The organism is Pseudodonghicola flavimaris, assembly GCF_030164425.1.
In the GTDB taxonomy this organism is placed as follows: Bacteria; Pseudomonadota; Alphaproteobacteria; order Rhodobacterales; family Rhodobacteraceae; genus Pseudodonghicola; species Pseudodonghicola flavimaris.
Genome location: NZ_JASNJD010000025.1, coordinates 1 through 24,407, shown reverse-complemented (window position 1 = coordinate 24,407; position 24,407 = coordinate 1). Strand labels below are relative to the sequence as shown.

General features: G+C 59.6%; 23 protein-coding genes, 3 pseudogenes and 1 riboswitch. Of the genes and pseudogenes, 21 read left to right on the top strand and 5 right to left on the bottom strand.

Going from position 1 to position 24,407, the window contains the following annotated elements:
* Positions 1–4: 4 nt before the first annotated feature.
* Positions 5–769 carry an enoyl-ACP reductase FabI gene (gene fabI / locus QO033_RS22280; protein ID WP_407682141.1) on the top strand — a complete coding sequence of 255 codons (765 nt, stop codon included), beginning with the start codon at positions 5–7 and terminating at the stop codon, positions 767–769.
* Positions 770–984: 215 nt separating this feature from the next.
* A pseudogene (locus QO033_RS22275) lies at positions 985–1,221 on the top strand (integrase core domain-containing protein); the annotation flags it as partial.
* Positions 1,222–1,291: 70 nt separating this feature from the next.
* On the opposite strand, the gene QO033_RS25325 reads toward QO033_RS22275, so the two are convergent.
* Both QO033_RS25325 and QO033_RS25320 read right to left on the bottom strand, forming a co-directional pair.
* A complete protein-coding gene (locus tag QO033_RS25325; protein ID WP_107817981.1) occupies positions 1,292–1,675 on the bottom strand; it encodes a TetR/AcrR family transcriptional regulator in 384 nt (127 codons plus the stop codon).
* Between the two features lie 52 nt (positions 1,676–1,727).
* Entirely contained in the window at positions 1,728–1,889 is a 162-nt protein-coding gene (locus QO033_RS25320) for a TetR family transcriptional regulator (protein ID WP_107817991.1), read from the bottom strand.
* A 124-nt stretch (positions 1,890–2,013) separates the two neighbouring features.
* Here QO033_RS25320 and QO033_RS22265 point away from each other — a divergent pair, with 124 nt between their 5' ends.
* From QO033_RS22265 to QO033_RS22235, 7 genes and pseudogenes are all read left to right on the top strand, one after another.
* Positions 2,014–3,081, top strand: coding sequence for an HlyD family secretion protein (locus QO033_RS22265; RefSeq protein ID WP_107817982.1), 1,068 nt, complete (start codon positions 2,014–2,016; stop codon positions 3,079–3,081).
* On the top strand, positions 3,078–5,822 hold the full coding sequence (gene rbbA / locus QO033_RS22260; protein WP_107817983.1) for a ribosome-associated ATPase/putative transporter RbbA: 2,745 nt from the start codon (positions 3,078–3,080) through the stop codon (positions 5,820–5,822). Before QO033_RS22265 ends, rbbA begins: the two co-directional genes overlap by 4 nt.
* A gap of 7 nt (positions 5,823–5,829) precedes the next feature.
* Positions 5,830–6,942: an ABC transporter permease gene (locus tag QO033_RS22255; protein ID WP_284483097.1), complete on the top strand. Its 1,113-nt coding sequence runs from the start codon at positions 5,830–5,832 to the stop codon at positions 6,940–6,942.
* Positions 6,943–7,077: 135 nt separating this feature from the next.
* Positions 7,078–8,025: an alpha/beta hydrolase gene (locus QO033_RS22250; protein ID WP_170109372.1), complete on the top strand. Its 948-nt coding sequence runs from the start codon at positions 7,078–7,080 to the stop codon at positions 8,023–8,025.
* A 128-nt stretch (positions 8,026–8,153) separates the two neighbouring features.
* Positions 8,154–9,086 (top strand): annotated as a pseudogene (locus QO033_RS22245) (IS5 family transposase).
* A 293-nt stretch (positions 9,087–9,379) separates the two neighbouring features.
* Positions 9,380–9,976: a TetR/AcrR family transcriptional regulator gene (locus QO033_RS22240; RefSeq protein ID WP_107817986.1), complete on the top strand. Its 597-nt coding sequence runs from the start codon at positions 9,380–9,382 to the stop codon at positions 9,974–9,976.
* A 526-nt stretch (positions 9,977–10,502) separates the two neighbouring features.
* Entirely contained in the window at positions 10,503–11,483 is a 981-nt protein-coding gene (locus tag QO033_RS22235; RefSeq protein WP_284483096.1) for a LysR family transcriptional regulator, read from the top strand.
* Here the strand turns inward: QO033_RS22235 and QO033_RS22230 are convergent, their stop codons facing one another.
* On the bottom strand, positions 11,484–11,690 hold the full coding sequence (locus QO033_RS22230) for a transposase (protein ID WP_284483123.1): 207 nt from the start codon (positions 11,688–11,690) through the stop codon (positions 11,484–11,486).
* 62 nt (positions 11,691–11,752) lie between these two features.
* Positions 11,753–12,151, bottom strand: a pseudogene (locus tag QO033_RS22225) (transposase); the annotation flags it as partial.
* Positions 12,152–12,565: 414 nt separating this feature from the next.
* Between QO033_RS22225 and trbB the strand changes: the two are divergent.
* From trbB to QO033_RS22170, 11 genes are all read left to right on the top strand, one after another.
* Positions 12,566–13,564 carry a P-type conjugative transfer ATPase TrbB gene (gene trbB, locus QO033_RS22220; RefSeq protein ID WP_107817993.1) on the top strand — a complete coding sequence of 333 codons (999 nt, stop codon included), beginning with the start codon at positions 12,566–12,568 and terminating at the stop codon, positions 13,562–13,564.
* Positions 13,561–13,893: a TrbC/VirB2 family protein gene (locus QO033_RS22215; RefSeq protein WP_011747801.1), complete on the top strand. Its 333-nt coding sequence runs from the start codon at positions 13,561–13,563 to the stop codon at positions 13,891–13,893. The genes trbB and QO033_RS22215 overlap by 4 nt, the downstream gene beginning before the upstream one ends.
* 67 nt (positions 13,894–13,960) lie before the next feature.
* Positions 13,961–14,254: a VirB3 family type IV secretion system protein gene (locus tag QO033_RS22210; protein WP_107817994.1), complete on the top strand. Its 294-nt coding sequence runs from the start codon at positions 13,961–13,963 to the stop codon at positions 14,252–14,254.
* 6 nt (positions 14,255–14,260) lie between these two features.
* Positions 14,261–16,771, top strand: a complete 2,511-nt coding sequence (gene trbE, locus QO033_RS22205; RefSeq protein WP_107817995.1) for a conjugal transfer protein TrbE — start codon at positions 14,261–14,263, stop codon at positions 16,769–16,771.
* Positions 16,768–17,550 (top strand): P-type conjugative transfer protein TrbJ, encoded by a 783-nt coding sequence (trbJ, locus tag QO033_RS22200; RefSeq protein ID WP_107817996.1) that lies wholly within the window; start codon positions 16,768–16,770, stop codon positions 17,548–17,550. Before trbE ends, trbJ begins: the two co-directional genes overlap by 4 nt.
* 17 nt (positions 17,551–17,567) lie before the next feature.
* On the top strand, positions 17,568–17,855 hold the full coding sequence (gene trbK-alt / locus QO033_RS22195) for a putative entry exclusion protein TrbK-alt (RefSeq protein WP_284483095.1): 288 nt from the start codon (positions 17,568–17,570) through the stop codon (positions 17,853–17,855).
* Positions 17,856–17,858: 3 nt separating this feature from the next.
* Positions 17,859–19,211, top strand: coding sequence for a P-type conjugative transfer protein TrbL (gene trbL / locus QO033_RS22190; protein WP_284483094.1), 1,353 nt, complete (start codon positions 17,859–17,861; stop codon positions 19,209–19,211).
* Positions 19,208–19,897 carry a conjugal transfer protein TrbF gene (trbF, locus tag QO033_RS22185; RefSeq protein WP_284483093.1) on the top strand — a complete coding sequence of 230 codons (690 nt, stop codon included), beginning with the start codon at positions 19,208–19,210 and terminating at the stop codon, positions 19,895–19,897. The genes trbL and trbF overlap by 4 nt, the downstream gene beginning before the upstream one ends.
* On the top strand, positions 19,894–20,922 hold the full coding sequence (gene trbG, locus QO033_RS22180; RefSeq protein ID WP_284483092.1) for a P-type conjugative transfer protein TrbG: 1,029 nt from the start codon (positions 19,894–19,896) through the stop codon (positions 20,920–20,922). The genes trbF and trbG overlap by 4 nt, the downstream gene beginning before the upstream one ends.
* Positions 20,919–22,040, top strand: a complete 1,122-nt coding sequence (locus QO033_RS22175; protein ID WP_284483091.1) for a TrbI/VirB10 family protein — start codon at positions 20,919–20,921, stop codon at positions 22,038–22,040. The genes trbG and QO033_RS22175 overlap by 4 nt, the downstream gene beginning before the upstream one ends.
* A gap of 2 nt (positions 22,041–22,042) precedes the next feature.
* Positions 22,043–22,282 carry a DUF2274 domain-containing protein gene (locus QO033_RS22170; RefSeq protein WP_284483090.1) on the top strand — a complete coding sequence of 80 codons (240 nt, stop codon included), beginning with the start codon at positions 22,043–22,045 and terminating at the stop codon, positions 22,280–22,282.
* On the opposite strand, the gene QO033_RS22165 is transcribed toward QO033_RS22170, so the two are convergent.
* A complete protein-coding gene (locus QO033_RS22165; protein WP_284483089.1) occupies positions 22,215–23,195 on the bottom strand; it encodes a LysR family transcriptional regulator in 981 nt (326 codons plus the stop codon). The two genes, QO033_RS22170 and QO033_RS22165, sit on opposite strands and share 68 nt — an antisense overlap.
* A 251-nt stretch (positions 23,196–23,446) precedes the next feature.
* A riboswitch (cobalamin riboswitch) is annotated at positions 23,447–23,642 on the bottom strand.
* 49 nt (positions 23,643–23,691) lie between these two features.
* On the opposite strand from QO033_RS22165, the gene QO033_RS25315 reads away from it, so the two are divergent.
* On the top strand, positions 23,692–23,982 hold the full coding sequence (locus QO033_RS25315) for an ABC transporter substrate-binding protein (RefSeq protein WP_407682144.1): 291 nt from the start codon (positions 23,692–23,694) through the stop codon (positions 23,980–23,982).
* The last annotated feature ends 425 nt before the right edge of the window (positions 23,983–24,407 follow it).

The window sequence follows — 24,407 nt, the reverse complement described above, 5'->3', positions numbered from 1 at the left end:
TGGAGTGATTGATTTGAACGGCAAACGCGGGCTTGTCGTGGGTGTTGCGAATAGGGCAAGTATCGCTGCTGGCTGTGCGCATGCTTTCCGCGCGGCTGGGGCAGAGCTTGCGCTGACCTATCTGAACGACAAAGCGCATCAATGGGTTGCGCCGGTCTCTGAAGAAGTAGACGCAAAACTACTGCTGCCCTGCGATGTGCGCGAGCCCGGCCAATTGGAAGCCGTGTTCGATCGTATAGGTTCGGAATGGGGGCAGCTGGATTTTCTCCTTCATGCGATTGCTTTTGCCCCCCGCGAGGATCTGCATACCAGCGTGGTCAACTCCACGGCTGAGGGGTTTGCACTGGCCATAGACGTTTCCTGCCATTCTTTCCTGCGTATGACGCGATTGGCCCGGCCTTTAATGAAGTCGGGTGGGTCGCTGATTACCGTCAGCTTCTATGGCGCTGACAGGGTGGTCGAGAATTACAATCTGATGGGACCGGTCAAGGCCGCCCTTGAGGCTTCGGTTCGCTATGTCGCCGCCGATCTTGCAGAGGAAGGCATCCGTGCTTTTGCGCTCTCCGCCGGACCAGTAAAGACGCGTGCCGCCTCGGGAATTGACCGCTTCGATGCGTTGTTGGATGAGGTGCGTGCGCGCACTCCTTCTGGCAAGCTGGTTGATATCGAGGAAATAGGCAGACTCGCAGCCTTTCTAGCCAGTCCCGTCGCCGCACCGATGAGTGGCTCGGTCGTCTATGCCGACAACGGATATCACACCACGGCCTGATATGGGCCGTCTTGGCAACACGAGAGGCAATTCGCTCAGCGAAGGTTCACGATAATCGTGGTGAAGCAGGGTTAACAGCTCGCAAATGCAAATCGTGCCGCAATGTGTTTGTCACAAGGATCCTGATTCTGGCAAAAGCCCGGGCCAACGCCCGCAGGTAGCTGAACTTCGTGCCTGAAGAGCCGGCGACCGGTAGGAAGCCACGCTCCCACAATACCATTTGCGCGGATCAGGGCACCGAGTTCGTGTCGCGCGACATGGCCCTCTGGGACTATTAGCGCGGCCTCGCTCTGGGCTTATCGCGCCCGAAATAGCTGACGGACACCGCTTTCATCAAAGCATTCAGCGGCCAGTTCCGGACGAAATGTCTGGACCAGCATTGATTCATAACCCGTGCAGATGCCGCCGAAAAGTTAAAGGCCTGGCGCATATACTACAATGAGGAACAGCCCCAGTCATGCTGACGAAATCCGGGGGCATCACCAGCCTGTCACCCTCTTCAAAATCCGATGGTGCCCCTCCCTAATCAAGTTTATTATTGTCGTTCAAAATACTCTGTAACAGAGAGGCGGAGACAGATCGAAGTTCATCGTCGGATATCGATCTGATCGGCTCGATCTCCAAGATATTCCGAGAAAGAATCGCGCCGAAAAGAAATGAGGTGGCGAACATCACCGCCATCTTCTCATGCTCACCGAATGTACGGGTGAGTAGTGCCACGAAGTTCTGCTCCAAGATCTCACGGATGATCTCCCTTGGTTCCGCGCTTGTGCAGGATCGCAGGACGATGTCCAACACCCTGCCTTCGTTCACATCGGTTGACGCGTCATCGGTGATGACGTTGCAGATTCTCTCGATGAGAGCACCGGAAGATATGGGTTCGTCGAACAAGTCATCGATCTTCATGACTGCGAGGATTGCCGCCCTGAACAACTCGGCTTTGGATCCGAAGGCTCGATTAACGTATGCGACATCCACGCCGGCCCACGCCGGCTCTCGCAGCAAGATCGCGGACGCCGACTTCGGAGTAGGGAGATCGAGAAAACAGGACGACCGCCGCCTCCAGAACGCGTTGGCGTCCCGAGATCTGTCGAGGTTCAGAGTTCGAACTGCTGCGCATGTGCTCATTGCCCTCCCTAGCGGCGATATCATCGACCGTTGACTTTGCAGTAATTGCTGCGCAAATAGACACAAAAGGCCATTTTGCCTAGCCTGAAATTTCTTCTCTTGCCCGGATCGCCGTCATGAAAAAATCGAATAAGAAATACCTTCTTGCCGCCCTCGTAGCGCTTGCAGGTGCCGTTGGCTATCTTGTCTGGACTGAAATGCGCGATCCAGGTCTGCCGACTGGGCTCGCGGCGGCGAATGGCCGCATAGAAGCTACGGAGTTCGATATTTCTGCACTGACTGGCGGACGCATCGCAAGTATCCTGCCGGCTGAGGGCGATTTCGTCCATACAGGGGACGTTCTCGTGCAGATGGATGTGGTGCAGCTGAACGCCCAAAAACGCCAAGCGGAAGCACAGCTGCGCCGCGCTGAGATTGGTGTTGAAACCGCGAAGGCTCTCGTAGCACAGGCCGAAGCGCAGAAACGCGCGGCGGAGGCGGCCGTGAGTCAAGCCCAAGCCGTCGCGGATGCGACCGCCCTGCGTCTTGCCCGCTCGGAGCGGCTGGTCGAGAGCAATGCAGTGTCACAGCAGGTACTGGATGACGACCGCTCGAATAATGCCCAAGCTCTCGCGGGCGTTGCCTCGGCTGAAGCAAGCTATGCCGCAGCCCAAGCCGGCGTGAGCAGCGCCCTCGCTCAGGTGGTAGATGCAGAGGCCGCCGTCGATGCGGCGAAAGCCTCCATCGATTCCATTCAGGCCTCGCTGAACGATGCCACGCTCAAGGCGCCGCGCGATGGCCGAATTCAATATCGCGTCACCCAGGAGGGTGAAATTGTAAGCTCTGGCGGACGTATCCTGAGTTTGGTCGACCTTGCCGATGTCTACATGACGGTCTTCCTCCCAACCTCTCAGGTCGGCAGGGTTCAGGTCGGCTCCGAAGTTCGCCTTGTCATGGATGCGGCACCGGACATCGTGATCCCTGCAGCGGTCTCCTATGTGGCCGATGTTGCGCAGTTTACACCCAAAACGGTCGAAACCGCGGATGAGCGCGAAAAGCTGATGTTCAGGGTGCGGGCACGCATCGATCCGGACCTTTTGGTTCAGCATATCGAATATGTAAAAACCGGTCTTCCCGGCATGGCCTATCTGCGGCTCGATCCAGATGCTGCATGGCCTGACTTCCTTGCAAATGTCGTGAAATGAACGGGGTCGCCGCCGGGGTGTCCGGCCTGACACTGCGCTATGGCGCGGTTATAGCACTGAATGATGTGACCTTGGACATCCCGTCAGGCTGCATGGTCGGACTGATCGGACCGGATGGGGTTGGCAAATCGAGCCTGCTCTCTCTGCTGGCTGGAGCGCGTGTCGTTCAGGAAGGCGATGTCAATGTCCTTGGCGGGGACATGCGGAACCTCAAGCACCGAAACCGCATCTGCCCGCGCATCGCATATATGCCACAGGGGCTCGGCAAAAATCTTTACCCGACGCTTTCAGTCGAGGAGAACCTGGATTTCTTCGGCAGCCTCTTCGGCCATGACAAAGCCGAGCGTGAGCGTCGTATTGTAGATCTGCTCGCCGCCACTGGCATGTCTCCTTTCCGTGACCGCCCCGCGGCCAAGCTTTCGGGTGGTATGAAGCAAAAGTTGGGGCTGTGCTGTGCGCTGATTCACGATCCAGACTTTCTCATCCTCGACGAGCCGACGACGGGCGTCGATCCGCTGTCGCGTCGTCAGTTTTGGGATCTGATTGATCGAATTCGCGGTGAACGGCCCGAAATGAGCGTGATCACCGCCACTGCTTATATGGAGGAAGCGGCGCGCTTTGATTGGATTGTCGCGATGAACGCCGGTCGTGTTCTCGCATCTGGGACCAAACAGGAGCTTCTGGAACGCACCGGCGCGAGCGATCTCGATACAGCCTTCATCTCACTATTGCCCGAAGAGGATCGCGACGGAGATGCTACAGTAGTGATCCCGCCACGGGCAGATGAAATGACAGACGTCGCCATCGAAGCAGAGGGGCTGACCCAACGCTTCGGAGACTTCGTCGCTGTGGACAATGTCAGTTTCCGCATTTCTCGTGGCGAGATTTTTGGCTTTCTGGGATCGAATGGCTGCGGCAAAACCACGACGATGAAGATGCTGACAGGCCTTCTGGAGCCAAGTGAGGGCCGCGCACGACTCTTTGGCCATGAGGTCGATGCCTCTGACCTGGGCGTACGGCGCAGGGTCGGCTTCATGTCGCAGGCCTTCTCCCTATATTCCGAATTGACGGTAAGGCAGAATCTTGAACTGCATGCCAAGCTCTTTGCCATGAAGCCCGAAAAAATACCTAGTCGTGTCGCGGAAATGATCGCGCGTTTCGACCTTGCGGATGTCATCAATAATCTGCCCGATGCGCTGCCGCTGGGTATTCGTCAGCGGTTGTCTCTGGCTGTTGCGATGATCCACGGACCCGAGATCCTGATTCTGGACGAGCCAACCTCGGGCGTGGATCCGGTGGCTCGCAACGCCTTCTGGAGGATTCTGGCGGAGTTGTCGCGACAGGATGGGGTGACAATTTTCGTCTCTACCCATTTCATGAACGAAGCGGAATGGTGCGACCGCATCAGTCTGATGCATGCCGGGAAGGTGCTGGTCTCGGACACCGCCGCCGAAATCACCCGCAACAAGGCCTGCGATACGCTGGAAGATGCATTTGTAGCCTATCTGCAAGACGCAATCGGTGAGACACCTGAAGTACTTGAGCCAATGGAGACTAACGCGATAGCGCCCGTTTCAGGGGCAGGCGGAGCTTCGGAGGCTGCAAGGCAGAAGGGGTTTAGCCTGCAGCGCCTGTTAAGTTATTCGAGGCTCGAAAGCTTGCAACTGCAGCGCGACCCTATTCGCCTCGCCATGGCTCTGGTTGGCACCCTGCTCTTGATGATCGTGATCGGACTGGGCATTAACATGGATGTCGAGGATCTGAGTTTTGCAGTCCTTGACAGAGACCAGACCACGACAAGCCGCTCGTACGTTGCCGACATTTCCGGTTCACGATATTTCATCGAACAGGATCCACTGTCCAGCTACGATGAACTGGATGCGAGGATGCGTTCGGGCGATCTGTCGTTGGCAATTGAGATCCCGCCCGGCTTTGCCGCAGATATCGCCGCGGGACGAGATGTATCCGTGGGAGCCTGGTTCGATGGCGCCAACACCACCCGCGCCAATACCGTCCAAGGTTACGTACAAGGTATGCACTCTGCCTGGCTCAGCGCACAAGCCCGCCAAATCTACGGAGATGCCGCACTGACAGGCAATTTTGAACTGGTCACACGCTATCGATACAATCCGGACGTGCGAAGCCTTGATGCAATGGTCCCCGCGATCATCCCTCTTCTCTTGCTGATGATCCCCGCAATTCTGACCACCCTCTCCGTGGCGCGTGAGCGCGAGCTTGGCTCGATCATCAATTTCTATGTGACCCCAGTCACACGGCTAGAATTTCTGATCGGCAAACAGTTGCCTTATATCGCGCTCGCCATGCTGAACTTCCTGCTCATGATGGCCATAGCGGTTACGTTCTTCGCGGTGCCGTTCAACGGCGATTTCGTCGGCTTTGCACTGGCAGCATTGATCTATGTCGTCGCGACCACGGCTCTCGGGCTTCTGGTCTCGGTGTTCATCGCGAGCCAGGTAGCGGCTTTGTTTGCGACCGCTATGCTGACCATGATCCCCGCGGTCAGCTATTCAGGCCTGATCGACCCGGTGTCTTCGCTGTCCGGATTTGGACGCGTCGTCGGAGAAATATATCCGACAACATGGTTCGTCACCGCGGCGCGCGGCGCATTTTCCAAGGCCTTTGGCATGGCAGAATTGGCCGGTCCGATGCTGGCCATGGGAATTTCCGTTCCGGTCATTCTAGGGTTGGCAGCGTTTTTCCTGTCGAAGCAGGCGAAGTGAGGGCGGGATGAACCTGAAGAATACCTTTAACCTCGGCGTAAAAGAGCTTCGCGGGCTTTGGCGGGATCCGGTTATGCTGGCCCTCATTGTTTACGCGTTTTCACTTTCTGTCTGGACCAGGGCGAACTCTTCCCCCGATGCTCTGAGCAATGCCGCCATCGCCATCGTCGACGAGGATCAGTCACACCTTTCCACCCGGATTTCCTCGGCCTTCTATCCGCCGTATTTCGTTTCTCCCCGAATGATCACTGCGGCCGAAATGGATGACCGCATGGACCAGGGACTGGACACTTTCGCGGTGAACATCCCCCCCGATTTTGAGCGCGACGTGTTGGGAGGCAGAAGCCCTGCGATTCAGCTCAACGTCGACGCCACCCGTATGAGCCAAGCCTTTACCGGCGGTGGATATATTCAGCAAATCGTCTCCGCCGAAGTATCTGAATTCGTCTCTGGTCACCGCTCCGAAACGGAACTGCCGGTGGATCTGGCATTGCGCGCGCGTTACAATCCGTCCCTTGACCCGAAATGGTTCGGAGCGATTTCGAGCGTGATCCAGTCAATTACGATGCTGTCGCTGGTGCTGACAGGATCCGCACTGATCCGCGAAAAGGAACATGGAACGGTTGAACACCTTTTGGTCATGCCAGTTACCGCAACCGAGATCATGGTCTCGAAAATCTGGTCTATGGGGTTGGTGGTGCTCTTGGGCTCTAGTTTCTCACTGCTTGTCGTTGTGCAGGCCTTGATGGATGTACCCGTACAAGGCTCAGTTGCTCTTTTTCTCGCGGGTACGGCGTTGATGATCTTTGCGATGACCGGCCTAGGCATCTTCCTGGCCACCATTGCCGGATCAATGCCGCAATTTGCTTTGCTGCTGATGCTGGCGCTCCTGCCGCTGCAGGTGCTGTCGGGTGCAATGACGCCGAGAGAGTCGATGCCAGAGATTATTCAAAACCTTATGCTTGCGGCACCGAATACCCATTTCATTATTCTGTCGCAGGGGATTCTATTTCGAGGGGCAGGGTTCGATGTCGTTTGGCCGCAGTTTTTGGCGCTCGCGCTGATTGGCTTTGTTCTGTTCCAGCTCGCCCTGGTCCGTTTTCGCGCTTTCCTTAGGTAGGACATGGTTTTGCGGCAAGCTCTTTTCCTGATGTTTCTATTGCTTGCGGGTTGTGCGTCGCGGCCTGGACCGGAAGTGTTGGTCCCGGATACGACGACCCTTCCGGACGGGGCTCGTAATATCAGGGTGCTTGCGATGACTACCCGCGCGCAAGTGACAGACTATCCAGAAACCTTTGGGGGCAATCGCGCAGACAAAACAACTTTTCTAGAGTATATTGTCTCGGTTCCACCGAACCATCAGCCTGGAAAGATCGAATGGCCAGATCTTGAAATCGACGCAGCGAGACATTTCGCAGTCCGAAATGACACAATCCTGAGCGCGGAAGCATTCTCCCGCAAAGCCTCACAGCGTCATGTCGGAGTGTATATTCACGGATTTAACACCAACTATCAGGAGGCGCTTTTCCGCGGTGTCCAACTCGCTGCTGATGCGCAGATCGACGGAGAACCCATAGTATTTTCATGGCCATCCGAGGGGAGCGCGACAGCTTATCTGGCTGATCGCGATGCTTCCGATTTTTCGCGTGCAGCTTTGGCAGATCTTCTGACAATGTTGACAAAAGGGCGTAGCGTTTCAGATCCGCTACCCGTTTTGGCTCATAGTATGGGTGCCCGTATGACGATGGAAGCGCTGGTCCATCTAAGCCTCGCCGGACGGAGCGATGTTCTGGATCGCACAGTTCTAGTACTCGCCGCGCCAGACATAGACATTGATCTATTCCGCAAGCAGATGGCGTCCATCGGAAAAACGAAACATCCCATTACTATTCTTGTTTCTTCAGACGATCGCGCGTTGAAAATTTCTGCACGACTCGCCGCCGATCGGACGCGACTTGGGGCCGTCGATGTTAACGATCCGGCAATTCAGCAACTCATAGTTGATACGGGAGTTCGTATTGTGGATGTTACCCAGATCGAATCCACCGACTCGACGCATAGTCGCTACATCGGATTGTTTTCAGGAGTATCTTCAGTCAACGTAAACGCTAATCCATTTGGAGGAGTGCGCCATGCCGGTGCCTTTGTTTTTAACAATGTCGGCGACGTATTTCAGGTGATAGGCGGAGCTTTAAGCGAGTAATACCAACTTTCAATAATTCTGACTCTCGGGCTTCCCAAAAGCCGATGAATCTGAATCTCTGTTGCGGCTTTGTTGCACAAATCGCCTGAAGGATTCATCTTATGAATCCAGCATGATAGCTGGGAGGCATGAGCAGTTGGTCCCCTACGAAGTACAAGACCAGGAACTGGCCTGCGTACAACACGGCGCTGAAGGAGCGCGGTTCGTTATCGATCTGGTTTGATCCTGAGATGTCTTGGTACGCGCATCGGACAGGCAAGCGCGGGCGTCAGCCTGAGTTCAGCGACGCGGCGATCCAGGTTTGCCTGACGATGAAGGTGCTTTTTGGCATGCCCCTTCGTCAGACGACCGGTTTTGTCGAAAGTCTGCTGCGTCTGGCAGGGCTCGACTGGAAAGTCCCGGACTTCAGCACTCTGTGCCGCCGACAGAAGACGTTGAATGCCTCCATCCCTTACCGCGGGGGAACTGAACCGCTGCATCTTCTGATCGATGCGACAGGGATCAAAGCCGAGGGCGAAGGGGAGTGGAACGCACGCAAGAATGGCGGGAGCAAGAAACGCCTGTGGCGCAAGCTTCACCTTGGTATGGACGAGGAAACGCTGGAGATCCGCGCGGTCGGCGTCACGACCAGCAATGTCGGTGATGCACCTATGCTGCCTGACCTGCTGGAACAGATCCCACGCGACCTAGAAATTGCGACCGTCACCGCTGATGGCGCCTATGATACTCGAAGATGTCACAATGTGATCGCGGCTCGGGGAGCCGCCGCCATTATCCTTCCGCGTAAAAATGCCCAACCCTGGAAGCCAACCACAGCGGGCGCTATCGCGCGAAACGAAGCTGTGAGAGCCTGCAAATATCTCGGATGAGCACTCTGGCGAAAGCTGACCGGATATCACCGCCGGAGCCGCGCAGAGACAAAGATGAACTGCGTCAAACTACTCGGCCAAGGCCTCATGGCGAGGGACTTCGACCGGCAGGTCGCTGAGTTGCAGGTCCGGATCGCGGTGCTCAACCGCTACACGGCCCTCGGCATACCCGTAACTGAGCCCGTAGGATAGGTATGTCTCGGGAAAGGGGACCTCCGTTCACACCCAAATTTGTGCAACAGTGCCACTCAACGCTCTGAAAGCCGGATAGTGACCGGGCCGCGCTGGTGCGCACGAAAATGGGTGCCGATCCACTCTCGGCACGGTCTATGTGTTCCGAGCTAATCGTCCTGATCGGGAAAGGTTTCGCCTTTACTGATCACGCATTTGAAACGCACTTTGAGTTGATCTCGCCGAAAAGTCAACAAGCATTGACTTATGTCGGGATGCCGTTATAGTTTCAAGTAAACCTGAAAGGACTAATCATGGGGAGCCGGCCGCCGCGCGGAGAAGGTGTTACACGCCGCAAGATTCTTGAAGCCGCGATAAAACGATTTGGCGAGCATTCTTACGAGGAAACCAGTCTTCGCGACATCGCTGGCGATGTTGGGGTTGACGTTGCCTATGCTCATCGATCCTTTGGATCTAAGAAAATGCTTTTTATTGAAGCGCTTGAAGCTTCATCAGAACGGCTTGATCTAAGTGTTCTAGAGCCTGATAAGATTGCAATTTACTTGGTGGAACGGCTACTTGCAGAGCCTCGTGGCAGGGTCCTCCCTAATATTAGCGCATTTGATATCCTCATCCATTCCGTTCATAGTGCGCAGTTATCGCCTCTCCTTAAGGAGCGATTTGAAAGCCTGTTCCTTCGCCCGCTTTCCTCTAAATTCGAAGGTGTTGCTGAGGAGAGAATCTACGTCGTCATTTCACTCCTACTAGGTTTTGGAATACTGCGTGATTTTCTAAAGCCCCCAACTGTTACCGCGTTAGGGCGTGATAAAGTCACTGCGATGTTGACCTGCCTAATTCACCAAATCCTGAGCGAGAGCCCTCTTTTGCAAAGAGGAAACAACCCCGATTGAGCGCAACCTCTGTATGGGCGTGTTGGATGCATTTTGGATTCGCGGTTGGCGAGTTCCACTTGCCGAATACATAGTGTTTGACCGACGCAAAAGGCCCTTGCTTGCCCCCTCCGGCGCTAAAAATACTTCTATCTCGATCGGGCCGAATGGCTATTCTCATGTGAAAAACGTCCGCTACGCAAACTATGGCTCGGATTGAAGCGAATTTATTGCGATGACCTTGCAGTATTGGAAAGTTTAAGCTTGAAAGTCAACGAGTGTTGATTTAGATTGAGAGTGCTAAGCTGCACCAAGGAAAGGAAGGTGGCAGTGCGGGGCGCGTTTGCGTTTATTGTTGGGTTCACAACTCCGTGATCGCTGTGGTGCTCAGCCTAAAAACTGGGGCGACAGTCAGCCCCATTGAGTTTGCCAATAAGCGGCGTGCAGGAAGTCTTGCCATTGATTGTTTCTCGGCAGCAAAGCCGCGGTAAAAAAAGAGTCGCCGCGTCTCAACTTAAGTGTCGGCTGTTTATGCGGAGGCGGCTTCATGATCGAACTGCGTCAACTACACTATTTGATTACTATCGCCGAATTTCGGAGTATACGTGCAGCTGCCGAAGCCCTGAATATACAACAATCAACACTGAGTCGCACGATCCGCGCCATTGAGGATGATTTGGGTGCGATGCTATTTGAGAGGCACCATAACGGTGTCGAATTTACTGAAGCTGGGCAGGCTTTCATTCAGGAAATCAAGACAGTGATCAAGCTGCTCGACCGCGCAAAACGATATGCAAGGCTGGCTGGTCGTGGAAAGACTGGAAGCCTAACGATCGGAATCCAGACCTCCTTGGGTACAGGCTTCCTGAAGGAACTGCTTAGGCGATACTCGATCGTCCATCCCAAGGTTCAACTGAGCGTGCTTGATGGCACAACAAAAGAGCATGTTAAATTGGTGGCTGCGGGCTCTTTGGATATTGCCTTTATCACCGACTGCGAAGTTCCTTCCAGCTGTGATTATGCACAGCTCTGGCAAGAAGAGGTCTTTGTTGTCACCTCAAAAGACCACGCCTTGTCGTGCCAGCCATCGGTCGGTTGGTCGTCCATGCAGAACGAACGAGTTCTAGTTACCGTCGCAGCGCCTGGACCCGAGGTTGAAGCTTTCATTCGTAAAGCTATGGTTGTCGACGATGGGTGCAGCCTTAAGATCGATCGGATTGATTCCACGCAAGAGATGCTTCTGGATCTGGTCGCCTTGAATCAGGGTATTACGGTTGCAGTCTCATCTTGGCAAAGACCGGATGAGCGAGAACTTGCCTATCTTCCGTTTAACGAAGCGAAAAAAAGTGTACCGTTCAATGCCATTTGGAAAAGGACGAACAGCAATCCTGCGCTTCGGCGGCTCATAAGTGCCGCACATATATGCGCTGGACGGCATCGCAAGGGCACGTCCGATTGGACGTATTCCCAGAGCTATCCTGACCACAGCGATATCTCCATTCTGCAAGTGGCGCTTCCTTCTACATGATCATCGGGTGATGGAGGAGTTGGTCGGAAGGCCCAAGACATAGTCGATGCCATGCTCCTCGCAGAAGGCCGTAACCTCGGGTTTGCAGTAGTGTCCATCGCTGCGGATAGTAATGTGGGTTTCTGGCCAGTGGTGTCGCAGTTGGCGAACGAGACGCCGGATGTGTCCGGCTGCCTCCGCACCCGTCGGCGTCCTGCCAGTGCCCACAGCATGGCGATCGGCTGGCCCGTGGCCGTGTCGTAAACGTGGATCGGCAAGAAACAGCGTTCGCCGTGATGATCATTCCAGAACGACAGCTGCTGGTAGCCGTGCACGACACACAGGTGTCATCGATATCCAGCTTCATCGCCTCGGGGGGGGCTTGGATAACTGGCTCCGTAGATGCCGATCATCGCTTCCATCAAACGCACCAGCTCGCGTGTAGTCGGTGCGTTCTCCCAGTGTCTCATGATCATCTGGCTGGCAAGGCCCGCGCCCGATCCCGGCAGCTTGCCCAGTGCCAGGCGGAAGCCAGGATCATCGCGCAGAGCATCAAGGTCATCGGCATTCTTATAGCTGCAGCCGATCACCAAGACCCGCGCCCGCAGTATGTCATCGAGTTGGTGGATCACCCGAAACTGATCGCGCGGATCGGCAATGCAGGCGGCGAACCGTGCACAGAGTCCCATTTCGCGCTCGGCCTACGCCAGCAGCAGAACGCCTCCATTCGACGTGATCCTACCACCGTCGAAGGCCACTGTTACCGACCGCTGGAAACGTAATCAGCAGCGCGCTATCCCCCCCCTCCGAGTATGACTCGTGGCATTTCTTGCCCCGTTGCATGTTTGGTCTAAGCACTTAATTTCCTACAACAGGACAATGGTTTACGCTACTACCGCCAACCCTCTCGTGCGCTCCGGTGAATAAGAGAGGTCAGTTCGGAACGACCTCGGCTCCCTTTGCATTTCGCCGATCACCTGTCTTTACACGCCACACTACTACGCCCCTCAGAAACCTGTTGAGCCTTAGGCTTTTACGGCTTTCTTAATCGACCCCGATCCAGGGCGGCCGGTTGGAGGCGCCCGCAAGGGAACGGGGCCGGCATGGCGAAGACCGATCAGAGACCAGAGGTGATCCGGAGAGGCGCGCGGATGCTGCGCACCGCGCTCGGGCCGGCGATCGCCGGGTTTCTGGACGACCCCATGACCGTCGAGGTGATGCTCAACCCCGATGGGCGGCTCTGGGTCGACCGACTTTCCGAGGGGCTGGCCGACAGCGGCAAGACGCTGAGTGCAGCCGATGGTGAACGCATCGTACGACTGGTCGCGCACCACGTCGGCGTCGAAGTTCATGGTCTGTCCCCACGCGTCTCTGCGGAGCTCCCGGAAACCGGCGAGCGCTTCGAGGGGCTGCTGCCTCCCGTGGTCTCAGCCCCGGCCTTTGCCATCCGTAAGCCAGCCGTAGCCGTCTTCACGCTCGACGATTACTCCGCCGCCGGGATCATGACCCCTGCGCAGGCCGAGGCGCTGCGGCAGGCGGTTGCGTCACGTGCCAATATCCTGGTGGCGGGGGGCACCTCGACCGGCAAGACCACGCTGACCAATGCGCTGCTCGCCGAGGTGGCCAAGACCTCCGATCGCGTCGTGATCATCGAAGACACCCGAGAACTGCAATGCGCCGCGCCGAACCTCGTGGCGATGCGCACCAAGGACGGTGTTGCCAGCCTGTCCGATCTGGTGCGGTCCTCGCTGCGTCTGCGCCCCGATCGTATTCCGATCGGTGAGGTGCGTGGCGCCGAGGCACTGGACCTGCTCAAGGCCTGGGGCACCGGCCATCCGGGCGGGATCGGCACCATCCATGCCGGTTCCGGGATTGGCGCGCTGCGCCGTCTCGAGCAGCTCATCCAGGAAGCCGTCGTTACCGTGCCCCGCGCCATGATCGCGGAGACCATCAACATCGTGGCCGTCCTGGCCGGTCGAGGGTCCGCGCGTCGTCTGGTCGAACTCGCCTGCGTCGAGGGCCTCGGGCCGGAGGGCGACTACCGGATTTCCCCTGCCATTTCAGACCCCGCCATCCCTCACGAACAAGGAGATCCCGAATGATCCGTCACGCCCTGCGCATCCGCCAGCACATCGCCACCGCGGCCGCCGCCACCTATGTCAGCCTGTTCATCGCCCCGGCTGCTCATGCCTCCGGGTCTTCCATGCCCTGGGAAGCACCGCTGCAATCCATCCTCGACTCCGTCGAGGGGCCGGTGGCCAAGATCGTGGCGGTGATCATCATCATCGTCACCGGTCTGACGCTGGCCTTCGGCGATACCGGCGGCGGTTTCCGGCGGCTGATCCAGATCGTCTTCGGGATTTCCATCGCCTTTGCGGCCTCGTCCTTCTTCCTGAGCTTCTTCAGCTTTGGTGGCGGGGCGCTGATCTGATGGGTGGCGACCGGTGGCCCGCAGGGACAGGACACTCTCCGGTGGAGAGTGTCCAGGGAGGAACGCCATGAGCGCAAGCGAATGGCAGGGCTTCGAAGCCCTCGACGCGGTGCCGGGATACAGCGTTCCGGTCCACCGCGCGCTGACCGAGCCGATCCTGCTCGGCGGAGCCCCGCGCTCAGTCGCCATTCTGAATGGCACACTCGCGGGTGCGGTCGGCCTCGGACTTCAGCTCTGGCTGGTCGGGATCCTGATCTGGGCCGTCGGCCACATCGCCGCCGTCTGGGTGGCAAGGCGCGATCCGCTCTTCGTCGAGGTCGCCCGCCGCCATTTGCGCATTCCCGGTCATCTCTCGGTGTGAACCCACATGATGAATCTCGCAGAATACCGTCGCAACGCCTCGCGCCTCGCCGACTACCTGCCCTGGGTGGCGCTGGTTGGGGAAGGTGTGGTCCTCAACAAGGACGGCTCGTTCCAGAGAACGGCGAAGTTTCGGGGTCCCGATCTGGACAGCGCCGTCGCGGCCGAACTGGTCGCGGTCGCCGGACGGTTGAACAACGCATTCCGCCGCCTCGGTTCGGGTTGGGCGATCTTCGTGGAAGCGCAGCGCTCTGAGGCCGCGACCTATCCTGCAAGCACCTTCCCGGATGCGGCATCGGCGCTGGTCGATGCCGAGCGCAAGGCCGATTTCGAGGAGGAGGGGAGCCATTTCGTATCCGGCTATTTCCTGACCCTCCTCTGGCTTCCGCCGGCGGAGGACGCGGCACGCTCAGAATCCTGGCTCTACGAGGGCCGCGAGACCTCAGGTGTGAACCCCTGGGATCAGGTGCGCGGCTTCATCGATCGTACCGATCGCGTGTTGGCGCTGCTCGACGGCTTCATGCCGGACTGCCACTGGCTCGATGACGCCGATACGCTCACCTACCTGCATTCGACGATTTCGACCAACCGGCACCGCGTGCGCGTGCCCGAGGTGCCGGTCTATCTCGACGCGCTCTTGCCCGACCAGCCGCTGGCCGGCGGGCTGGAGCCGCGCCTGGGCAATCAGCATTTCCGCGTCCTGACGATCACCGGCTTTCCCGGCGCCACGACCCCGGGCCTGCTCGACGATTTGAACCGGCTGGCCTTTCCCTATCGCTGGTCGACCAGGGCCATTCTCATGGACAAGCTGGATGCGACGAAGCTGCTGACCCGGATACGCCGTCAGTGGTTTGCCAAGCGTAAGTCCATCGCCGCGATCCTCAAGGAGGTGATGACCAACGAGCAATCCGCGCTGGTCGATACAGATGCCGCGAACAAGGCCGCCGACGCGGACATGGCCCTGCAGGAACTCGGCGCGGATCTGGCTGGCATGGCCTATGTCACTGCGACGATCACGGTCTGGGACGAGGACGTTCGCCGCGCCGACGAGAAGCTGCGGCTGGTCGAGAAGATCGTCCAGTCCCGCGATTTCAGCGTCATGGTCGAAACGGTCAACGCCGTCGATGCCTGGCTCGGAAGTCTGCCCGGGCATGCCTATGCCAATGTCCGGCAGCCACCGATCAGCACATTGAATCTTGCCCATATGATCCCGCTCTCGGCGGTCTGGGCGGGGCCAGAAGAGGATGAGCATTTCGGCGACGCTCCGTTGCTCTACGCCAGGACCGAAGGCTCCACCCCGTTCCGGTTTTCTCTTCATGTCGGGGATGTCGGTCACACCCTCGTCGTCGGCCCGACCGGCGCGGGCAAGTCTGTGTTGCTGGCGCTGATGGCGCTGCAGTTCCGGCGGTATCCGCGCAGCCAGGTCTTCGCTTTCGACTTCGGCGGTTCTATCCGCGCCGCTTCGCTCGCGATGGGCGGCGACTGGCATGACCTCGGCGGAGAGCTGACCGACGCTGCCGAGAGCTCTGTCTCGCTACAACCGCTGGCCCGCATTCACGAGACCTCCGAGCGCGCCTGGGCGGCCGACTGGATCGTCGCCATCCTGACGCGCGAGAACATCCAGATCACCCCGGATGTGAAGGAGCATATCTGGACGGCACTGACTTCGTTGGCCTCGGCCCCTGTGGGCGAGCGGACCATGACCGGGCTTGCGGTCCTGCTGCAATCCAACGATTTGAAGCAGGCGCTCCGCGCATACTGCGTGGGTGGACCCTATGGCAGGCTGCTCGACGCCGAGACCGAACAGCTGGGATCGGCGGATGTGCAGGCCTTCGAGATCGAGGGGCTGGTGGGAACCGGCGCGGCGCCCGCCGTCCTCTCATACCTGTTCCACCGGATCGGTGATCGGCTCGATGGACGCCCCACGCTGCTCATCATCGACGAGGGCTGGCTCGCACTTGATGACGATGCCTTCGCGGAGCAGCTCCGCGAATGGCTGAAGACGCTGAGGAAGAAGAACGCCTCGGTGATCTTCGCGACGCAGAGCCTCAGCGACATCGACGGCAGCGCCATCGCGCCGGCGATCATCGAAAGCTGCCCGACGCGGCTCCTGCTGCCGAACGAGCGGGCGATCGAGCCGCAGATCACCGCGATCTATCGTCGCTTCGGCCTCAATGACCGGCAGATCGAGATCCTCGCGCGAGCCACGCCCAAGCGCGACTACTATTGTCAGTCGCGGCGTGGCAACCGGCTGTTCGAACTGGGCCTCAGCGAGGTCGGTCTGGCCCTCTGCGCGGCGTCGTCCAAATCGGATCAGGCGCTGATTGCTGAGATCTGCGCCGAGCACGGCCAAGACGGCTTCCTCGCCGCCTGGCTGAAGGCGCATGGCCTCGATTGGGCCGCCGATCTGATCCCCGACCTCACCAATCTCGCCTTGGACGCGGACGGGGCCTCTCCGGCCACCGCTGTTGTTGAGGACGCCGACATCGACCTTGAAGAAGAGGAGATCACACCATGACTCGCAAGATCACGTTTCGGTTCGCCGGCCCGTCGCTGCTCGCCCTCGCGCTGGCGATGCCCATGGCGATGTCGCCCATCGCAGCGCCGCCCGCGCACGCGCTCTTCGGCATCGGCGGGGGGCCGTTCATCGTCTATGACCCGACCAACCATGCCGAAAATCTCCTGACCGCGGCGCGCGCTCTGGAGCAGATCAACAACCAGATCGCACAGCTCCAGAACGAAGCGCAGATGCTGATCAACCAGGCGCGCAATCTCGCCAACCTGCCGTATTCCGCGCTCCAGCAGATCCAGCAGAACGTCAGCCGCACGCAGCAGCTCCTGGCGCAGGCGCAGAACATCGCCTTCGACGTGCAGAGCATCGACCAGATGTTCCAGCAGGACTATGGCAACCTTTCCCTGACGGCGACCGACCAGCAACTGATCGCCGAAGCCCGGTCCCGTTGGGAGAACACCGTCGTTGGCCTGCAGGATGCCATGCGCGTGCAGGCCGGAGTCGTTGGCAATATCGAAGCCAATCGCGCCGAGATGTCCGCGCTCGTAGGGCAGAGCCAGAACGCGGTCGGTGCTCTGCAGGCCACGCAGGCGGGCAACCAGCTCCTCGCGCTGCAATCGCAGCAGCTCTCAGATCTGATCGCGGTGATCTCGGCAAACGGCCGCGCCAACGCGCTGACTGAGGCCGAGCGCGCCACCGCTGCTGAACAGGGCCGCATCCAGCGCGAGCGCTTCCTGACGCCGGGCTCGGGCTACCAGCCCGGCAACGCGCAAATGTTCAACTGAGGCCGGGAGGGGAGACGATGGAGGGGAAGGTGCTGGCCCGGATCGCAGCCATCGTATTCGTGGCGATCGCGATCACAGCCACGGTGATCGAGATGACACGCGAGGAAGCTCCCGTGCCGGCCAGCAGTGCGCCCGCGCTCCAGCCGTCTGCCGATCCTCTCCGCGCGACGCTGCGCCGGTGCCAGCAGCTTGGCGAGGCCGCTGCCAGCGATGCCGATTGCCTCGCCGCCTGGACAGAGAACCGCGACCGGTTCCTCGGCCGGACGCCTGCATCTGAAGCGCCGCAGCATTCGGGAGACCAATGAGCCATGGGCGGTACCGGCGTCATCGACAACTTTCTGGGCATCTTCACCAGCTATATCGACAGCGGGTTTGGGCTGCTCGGTGGCGAGGTGGCCTTCATCGCCACCACGCTGATCGTCATCGACGTGACGCTGGCGGCGCTGTTCTGGGCCTGGGGCGCCGATGACGACATCATCGCCCGGCTGGTGAAGAAGACGCTCTTTGTCGGAGTCTTCGCCTATATCATCTCCAACTGGAACAACCTCGCCCGGATCGTCTTCGAGAGCTTCGCGGGCCTCGGTCTGATGGCCTCGGGCACCGGGTTTTCCGCTGCCGACCTTCTGCGCCCTGGCCGCGTGGCCCAGACCGGGCTAGAGGCCGGACGACCGCTGCTCGAAAGCATCTCCGATCTGATGGGCTGGGTCGCGGTCTTCGAGAACCTCGTCCAGATTCTCTGCCTGTTCTTCGCCTGGGCGCTGGTGATCCTCGCCTTCTTCATCCTCGCGGTTCAGCTCTTCGTCACCCTGATCGAGTTCAAACTCACGACCCTCGCGGGCTTCGTGCTGATCCCCTTCGGCCTCTTCGGCAAGACCGCTTTCATGGCCGAGCGTGTGCTGGGCAACGTCATCTCGTCCGGCATCAAGGTTCTCGTCCTCGCCGTGATCATCGGCATCGGATCGACGCTCTTCGGCCAGTTCACCGCTGGCTTCGGCGGCGTGACCCCGACCATCGATGATGCCATGGCGATTGTTCTGGCTGCCCTGTCTCTGCTGGGCCTCGGAATATTCGGCCCCGGTATCGCCTCGGGTCTGGTGTCCGGCGGGCCGCAACTCAGCGCGGGGGCGGCCATTGGTACCGGCCTTGCCGTTGGTGGCGCTGCGATCGGGGCCGGAGGGGCGACCATGCTGGCGGCACGCGGAGCCGGGTCCGCGCTCTCCGGTGGCGCCGCCCTCGCACGCGGCGGCGCGGGCGCGGCGGGTGCTGCCTCGAGCGCCTACACGCTCGGCTCGATGGGTGGTGGAGGTCTCCCCGGCGGGATGGCTGGTGTAGCGCGCGCCGGGGCCGCTGCCGCGGCATCACCGCTCAAGAAGGCCTCCTCTCGCGCGGCTGGCGGGCTCCAGTCCAGCTACGCCGAGGGCGTCAAGGGCGGTGTTGTGGCGACGGGCGGAACCACCTCAATGGGCACGGTTGGCGGAGCGGCACCCGAGCCCGCCATCACCGGCCCGCCCTCCTCTGATGGTCCGCCAGCCTGGGCGAAGCGCATGCGCCATAGCCAGGCCGTGAGCCATGGCGTGCGCGCTGCCGCTCATGCCGTCCGATCGGGCGACAGCCACGGCTCGGGCTCCTCCGTCAATCTCTCCGAAAGGGATCGCTCATGAACCTCTTCAAGCGTTCCGTCACGCATTATGGCAAGACACCTCAACCAGAGACGCCTTACCAGAGGGCAGCGCAGGTCTGGGACGAGCGCATCGGCTCCGCTCGCGTCCAGGCCCGCAACTGGCGCTACATGGCCTTCGGCAGCCTGATCCTTGCGGCGGGTTTTGCCGGCGCCCTGGTCTGGCAATCCGCGCGTGGCACCGTCGTGCCCTGGGTCGTTCAGGTTGACGTGCTCGGCGAGGCCCAGGCTGTCGCTCCGGCCTCCGCCGACTACGAGCCGACCGATCCGCAGATCGCCTTCCATTTGGGTCGCTTCATCGAACAGGTCCGGTCCATCCCCGCCGATCCGATCATCGTGCGGCAGAACTGGTTGCGCGCCTATGAGTTCACCACGGATCGCGGGGCGGCTGCTCTGAACGACTTTGCCCGCGCCAACGACCCGTTCACACGCGTCGGTCGTCAACAGATCGCCGTCGAGGTGTCCTCTGTCATTCGGGCCTCGCCGGGATCGTTCCGCGTCGCCTGGAGCGAGCGCCACTACGAGAACGGTCAGCTTTCCACGACCGAGCGCTGGACCGCGATCCTGACCGTCGTGATCCAGACCCCGCGCAGCGCCGAGCGCCTGCGCGCCAATCCCCTCGGAATCTATGTCAATGCGATCTCCTGGTCGCGGGAGATGAGCCAATGACTGAACAGCATCTGCATGCAAACAGGTCTTCGGACATCAGGACGCCGACGTTGGTTGCTCTGCTGCTGTCCGCGTCCTTGTTGGCGGGGTGTGCCAGTAACCGGGTGCCGGAATTCAGCTACGACGAGTCCGTGCCGCCGCTGCCCACTCCGCCCGCCTCGGCTGCCGAGGAACGCCCTCGGCCCTTGCACACGCCGCCGGTCTGGACTGTGGCGCATGGCGGAGCGGCGGCGGGCACGCCGACCGGACGTATCGAAAACGCCAATGCCGCCGCCCGGGTCGAACCGCGCCGCGAAGGCTATTACAATGCGATCCAGATTTATCCCTGGTCGGAAGGAGCCCTCTATCAGGTCTATGCCGCTCCCGGTCAGATCACCAACATCGCACTCGAGCCGGGCGAGCGTCTGACCGGCGCAGGCCCGATTGCCGCGGGAGATACCACGCGCTGGATCATCGGCGACACGGAGAGCGGGACCGGATCCACCGCCCGCGTCCACATCCTCGTCAAACCGACGCGGGACGACATCTCGACCAATCTGGTGATCAGCACTGACAGGCGGGTGTACACGATCGAGCTGCGTGCGCGCGAGGCGCTCTACATGCCCTCCGTCGCCTGGGCCTATCCGGCAGCGCCCCGTGGCGGTCGACAGGCTGTGGCAACCTCGCCGACCATTCCGGCGCCCTCTGCCCGCAATCATCGCTACGGCTTGCAGATCCAGGGGGAAAGCCCGCCCTGGCGTCCGGTCTCGGTCTTCGATGACGGCCGCCGCGTCTATGTCGTCTTCCCTGCTGGCATAGCCCAGGGCGAGATGCCGCCGCTCTTCGTGCTCGGCGCCGACGGAGAACCGCAGATCGTCAACAGCCGTATCCACCGGAACGTGCTGATCGTGGATCGCCTCTTCGGTGCGGCGGAGCTCCGGCTGGGAGCAGGAGACCGCCAGCAGGTGGTCCGGATCGTGCGCATGGAGGAACGCGAGGCGGATGCGCAAACGGAGGGTGATGCGCAAAGGGGAGGGGCGTCATGAGTGACACCGATCCTGCAGCGCCGATGCGTCTGCGCCCCGATCCGCCGCGCGTGACGAGGCTGTCGCGCAAGGTTCTGGCCGGTGTCGGGGCGGTCGCGCTGTTCGGCATTGGGGGCACGCTGATCTATGCGCTTCAGACCCGTGAGGCAGGGCCGGGAGGTGGAGAACTCTATTCCATCGACAACCGACCGGCCGCGGACGGCCTGGAGGGGTTGCCGTCCGACTATACCGGACCGGTTCTGGGACCTGCGCTGCCCGGTGACCTCGGGCGGCCGATCCTCGATGCGCAGGAGCGGGGAGTGCCCGTAGGCCCTCCGCCGATTGCGGGCCCGACCGTCGATCCGGACGCGGAGCGCCGCAGGGCAGAGGAGGAAACCGCGCGTCTGAGCGGTGTCTTTTTCCAGACGGCATCTGGCAGGGCAACAACGGCCGGGGTGGGCGTGAACCTTCCGGGCCTGGGGGGCTCCGAGCAACCTGAGGGGAACCGGTATACGGCGTTCCTCAACGGTCCGGTGGACCGGCAGACCGTCGCATCGGATCGCATTCAGCCGCCAGCCTCGCCGTACATCCTTCAAGCCGGAGCGGTGATCCCGGCCGCGCTGATCACCGGCATTCGCTCCGATCTCCCGGGCCAGATCACCGCGCAGGTCACCGAGAATGTCTATGACAGCCCGACCGGATCACTGCTATTGATCCCACAAGGAACCCGCATCATCGGCCAATACGATGACGGTGTGACGTTCGGCCAACGCCGCGTGCTGTTGGTCTGGAACCGCTTGATCCTTCCCAGTGGCCGATCCATCGTTCTCGAACGTCTGCCAGGCGCGGATGCGAGCGGCTATGCCGGCCTCGAGGATGACGTTGACTACCACTGGTGGGATCTTTTGCGCGCAGCGGGTCTGTCCACGCTGCTCGCGATCGGCGCGGACCTCGCCACAGATGACGAGGACCGCCTGGTCCAGGCGATACGCGATGGCGCGGTGGACACGATCAACCAGGCCGGTCAGCAGATCGTACAGCGTCAGCTGCAGGTCGCGCCGACATTGACGATCCGGCCGGGCTTTCCAGTCCGGATTATCGTGACCCGCGATTTGGTATTCGAACCCGCAGGAGGCTGACCATGACGAAACTGAAGCTGGGACCGGTGCCCGACGACAAGCCCGTGAAAGTGACGGTGGAACTACGCGCGTCCCTTCACCGCGATCTGGTCGCGTATGCCGAAATCCTCGCCCGCGATAGCGGCCAGACCGCCGCCGATCCTGTCCGGCTTATCGTACCGATGTTGGCGCGGTTCATGGCGACGGATCGCGGATTTGCGAGGGCGAGGCGGCCGAAGTCAGCTCTTGGTCCCCCTGATTGACTGTGTCGTTCGGTTGACCCATCGCCTTGCCTTTGGCCATATTTAGTAGTCGCCTGAATGCCGGATTGTCATTCGCTGGGGACCAGACTGCAGAGAATGGTAGAATCTCATCCTTGATCGGTCGATAGACAATACCTGGAAATTGTGCGACCGTCATTGCCTCACTGACGAGGGTTAGCCCCCGGCCAATTGCCACCAGTGGTAGTAGATTGTCTCGACCGACAGAATGTACATGAATAGTTGGATGAGATCCCAGGTCAGCCAATCTGCGCACCAAATGATCATGAATCTCTTGTCCCGGCGGAGCTTCACTCACGATGAAAGCCTCCGTAGCCAACTGCTGCCATATAAGTTCGGTCTGGGGAACCAAAGCGTGATTGTCTGGGAGAACGATGAAAATTCTCTCCGACCATAGATGGATCTGTTCGCAGCCTGACCATTCCTTGGAGCCCGTAAGGAATGCAATGTCGAGTTCGAACTGACGAATGGCCGCAACGTGATCATATGGGTTTCCATCAACGAGCTCGACGTCAACTCTGCTATGCCACCGACCGTAGTTGCTCAGCAATTCAGCGAGGAACCCAGAAGCGATCGAAGAGTATAAGCCGATTCTTATGCGGCCTTGCTCTGAGCGTCCCATTGAAGAAACTTCAGCGGCTCCTTCCCCTAAACTACGAATAATTTGACGAGCTCGTGGAAGGAAACGACCGCCGGCGTTGGTCAGTCGAACACCGTAGCTATGCCGGTGGAAAAGCGACGCTCCCATGCGATCTTCGAGATCGCGTATACAGCGACTAATCGTCGATTGCTGTAGCCCGATGGCCAACGCCGCCTTGCGGAAGCTCCCATGTTCAGCAGCAGCCAAGAAACAATGGAGATGGCGAAGCTCGACTAACTCGCACCGTTTACGCATGGCGCCAGTTCCTGTGCTGCTGTCGCGCTAAAGTCCCGGGCCGCAAGTTATGAGAGGCCAGAGTGCCGTGCCGCATAGACAATCGGAGCCGAGTGCCGTCAGCCGACCTCATTGTTCGCGCCAAGAAGGAAACTATGCGCAGTCGAACAGGCGGCCATAGAAAACCAACTATATGCGATCGTTTCCCGAGCCTTGCGGCCGGACGGTCAACTGTACAGCCCACATCTACCTCCTCCGGACATCCCGCCGGCGCGGTTGCAATGATGTCGGCAGGTCTCCTGACTACCGGGTAAACGCGAATCTAGCCTTCTCAGGGAGAACCCAGTGGCGTGATAAATCGTGCTCACCGTCTACAGTTGCGGGGGGCAGTTTTGTTATGCGAGTTCGTGTCTCTAACTGCGAATTCCCTATTAGTTCCTTTCGGAAACCGACGTATTAGGAAGCTGACCATGGGGAAACGCTTCGGTCAAGTGATGCCAATAACGCAGGCGTTTTCCTGCTCGGTGCCGTTCGGGATCATTTCGAGACGCTGGGCAAAGCGTTCGACAAGGAAGACGTTGCACGTGCGGGCATTGACAAGCTCGGTGATCAAGTGAGTGCGCTGAATCCCGAGATCGCAAATTTTACGGATAAGGCGCTGATCCTGTTGCACAACAACGGCGCATTCAGCTCCTTTGGGCAGCAGTCTCGCTATAGGTTTGTCTTTAATGAACTGGGCGTGAACCCCGCCGGGGCGGTGGGTGAAACCGGGCTTCATGGTCAGCCTGTCACAAGTGAATTCATCTAGAAATCGAACGCCGATCTGATCTTTGCGATCGACCGCACCGCAGTGATGGAAGGCCGTCCGACTCTGACAATAGACCAGATCGCCAACCCGCTTCTTGAGGCCACAAAAGCATGGCAGGATGATCATGTGATCTTCGTCCATCCCGGGGCCTGGCGACAGCGACCGGGCCGAGCTTTTTGTCCATCATGATGGACGAGTTCAGCGCCGTTTATGACGATCCGGGGGGCTGCCCGAAAGCGCATTAAAGCGTCTGGAAAGTTTTGGGAGATACTCCAAAATACTTGGTATCTGGTGTTCGACCAATCGTAAGCGGTGTCTGAGCGGCACGTTGTCTGCGCCGGCGCGGACTGCGAGGTGATACCCATCTCAAGATGGGAGTGCGTTTCGCAATGGATGCTCAGACTGCGTTTCTCAGATCGCTGGGA

Bases quoted from the DNA above. Each gene is read 5' to 3' on its own strand.
- trbK-alt (WP_284483095.1), top strand. From the start codon at position 17,568: ATGGAGGGGAAGGTGCTGGCCCGGATCGCAGCCATCGTATTCGTGGCG.
- QO033_RS22265 (WP_107817982.1), top strand. From the start codon at position 2,014: ATGAAAAAATCGAATAAGAAATACCTTCTTGCCGCCCTCGTAGCGCTT.
- trbE (WP_107817995.1), top strand. From the start codon at position 14,261: ATGATGAATCTCGCAGAATACCGTCGCAACGCCTCGCGCCTCGCCGAC.
- trbB (WP_107817993.1), top strand. From the start codon at position 12,566: ATGGCGAAGACCGATCAGAGACCAGAGGTGATCCGGAGAGGCGCGCGG.
- trbG (WP_284483092.1), top strand. From the start codon at position 19,894: ATGACTGAACAGCATCTGCATGCAAACAGGTCTTCGGACATCAGGACG.
- QO033_RS22240 (WP_107817986.1), top strand. From the start codon at position 9,380: ATGGGGAGCCGGCCGCCGCGCGGAGAAGGTGTTACACGCCGCAAGATT.
- QO033_RS22250 (WP_170109372.1), top strand. From the start codon at position 7,078: ATGACTACCCGCGCGCAAGTGACAGACTATCCAGAAACCTTTGGGGGC.
- QO033_RS22165 (WP_284483089.1), bottom strand. From the start codon at position 23,195: ATGCGTAAACGGTGCGAGTTAGTCGAGCTTCGCCATCTCCATTGTTTC.
- QO033_RS22255 (WP_284483097.1), top strand. From the start codon at position 5,830: ATGAACCTGAAGAATACCTTTAACCTCGGCGTAAAAGAGCTTCGCGGG.
- trbL (WP_284483094.1), top strand. From the start codon at position 17,859: ATGGGCGGTACCGGCGTCATCGACAACTTTCTGGGCATCTTCACCAGC.
- rbbA (WP_107817983.1), top strand. From the start codon at position 3,078: ATGAACGGGGTCGCCGCCGGGGTGTCCGGCCTGACACTGCGCTATGGC.
- QO033_RS25325 (WP_107817981.1), bottom strand. From the start codon at position 1,675: ATGAAGATCGATGACTTGTTCGACGAACCCATATCTTCCGGTGCTCTC.
- trbJ (WP_107817996.1), top strand. From the start codon at position 16,768: ATGACTCGCAAGATCACGTTTCGGTTCGCCGGCCCGTCGCTGCTCGCC.
- QO033_RS22175 (WP_284483091.1), top strand. From the start codon at position 20,919: ATGAGTGACACCGATCCTGCAGCGCCGATGCGTCTGCGCCCCGATCCG.
- QO033_RS22210 (WP_107817994.1), top strand. From the start codon at position 13,961: ATGAGCGCAAGCGAATGGCAGGGCTTCGAAGCCCTCGACGCGGTGCCG.
- QO033_RS22215 (WP_011747801.1), top strand. From the start codon at position 13,561: ATGATCCGTCACGCCCTGCGCATCCGCCAGCACATCGCCACCGCGGCC.
- QO033_RS25320 (WP_107817991.1), bottom strand. From the start codon at position 1,889: ATGCGCAGCAGTTCGAACTCTGAACCTCGACAGATCTCGGGACGCCAA.
- QO033_RS22170 (WP_284483090.1), top strand. From the start codon at position 22,043: ATGACGAAACTGAAGCTGGGACCGGTGCCCGACGACAAGCCCGTGAAA.
- QO033_RS22235 (WP_284483096.1), top strand. From the start codon at position 10,503: ATGATCGAACTGCGTCAACTACACTATTTGATTACTATCGCCGAATTT.
- trbF (WP_284483093.1), top strand. From the start codon at position 19,208: ATGAACCTCTTCAAGCGTTCCGTCACGCATTATGGCAAGACACCTCAA.